The organism is Gilliamella intestini, from assembly GCF_900094935.1.
GTDB lineage: Bacteria > Pseudomonadota > Gammaproteobacteria > Enterobacterales > Orbaceae > Gilliamella > Gilliamella intestini.
This window is the reverse complement of record NZ_FMBA01000111.1, coordinates 1-1,253: the sequence shown is the minus strand read 5'-3', so window position 1 is coordinate 1,253 and position 1,253 is coordinate 1. Positions and strand designations below refer to the sequence as shown.

At 30.8% G+C, this 1,253-nt stretch carries 2 protein-coding genes and 1 pseudogene; all 3 read left to right on the top strand.

Annotation, left to right across the window (positions count from 1 at the left end; all coding sequences use genetic code 11):
- Positions 1-579, top strand: a pseudogene (locus tag GA0061080_RS12310) (replication initiation protein); the annotation flags it as partial.
- Positions 580-586: 7 nt separating this feature from the next.
- Positions 587-820, top strand: coding sequence for a hypothetical protein (locus GA0061080_RS12305; RefSeq protein WP_091126264.1), 234 nt, complete (start codon positions 587-589; stop codon positions 818-820).
- Positions 821-966: 146 nt separating this feature from the next.
- Complete coding sequence (locus GA0061080_RS12300) at positions 967-1,149, top strand: hypothetical protein (protein ID WP_091126261.1); 183 nt, start codon at positions 967-969, stop codon at positions 1,147-1,149.
- Positions 1,150-1,253: the final 104 nt, after the last annotated feature.

The following is a 1,253-nucleotide window of genomic DNA, read 5'->3' as shown; positions in this document are numbered from 1 at the left end:
AAAAAATTTATAAAATATAACCTCGAACACGTTAAAGCCTTTGAAAATAAGTATTCAATGCGTGTTTATGAATGGCTTTTAAAAGAATTAACTCAACGAAAAACAAATAGAGCTAATATTCAAATAAGCATTGATGAATTTAAATTTATGTTAATGCTTGAAAATAGATATTCTGAATTTAAGATTTTTAATCATTGGGTATTAAGTAAAGTATCTAATGATATCAACAATTACAGTAACATGAAGTTAGTAATTGAAAAGAAAGGGCGACCAGTTGACACATTGATTTTTCAAGTTGAGTTAGACAAACAAATAGACTTGATTAAGGAATTAAGCAAACAAGACGATATAACGCCATCAAACGCCCCACAAAGCCCACAAACCAATTTAGACAATGAAACATACGCCAAGTTAACTAAGGCTCTTAATATCGCTTCTATGAGCAAAATAACGCTATCAAGTTTTGAATCTAAATTCTTAAATGATATGAAAGCTAAATATGATCTGAATGGCTCGTTTAGTTGGCTATCTGATAAGCAACGTAACACCCTAATCAAAATTCTTAATAAATATTTATAGGCTTATTATGAAAACGATGACGGAAGAAGAAAAAGCCCTAGAGGCTTATGACATAGAACATAATCCAGACGCTGATCTGGTAGGTGGAAGCATTAGTATAGCGGTTTGCGATATGGGTTTCCCTGACAAAAAAGATGTTAAACGGTGGTTAGAAGCACTTGAGAGAAGAAAAGACCAAGATAATGAGGATATACAAATCGCAATTGAAGACTGCAAATATTATCTTGGATATGCTGATTAACTGTTTACATCTTGATAATGATTACTAATTTAATAATATTTATTTTTTTATTGCTATAATTGAGCTGTCTTTACTAAGACTTAATTATATTTATATAACGAATATATATGGTTCGTAATAAAGTTTTACCAAATAGGAGATACTTTATGCAACAATCTCAACAAAAAAAACAACTGCAACAAGTTGTTTTTCAAGACAAGGTTTTACTAGCTTTTGATCAATCTTTAACTGAAGAACAACGCTTTTTACAAGGGGTTCTGAGTGGTGAAATTAAAACGTATTCACACGAAGAAGTAATAGCTGATTTGCATAAGGTGTTAAATCGATGAAGCAAAAATATATTGTTCGCTGGTCAGAAATAGCTAGATTTCAGTTGTTCGAGAAAGCAGAATATATTTTAGCTCACAGTCAGAGTAAAGAAATTGCTGATAGA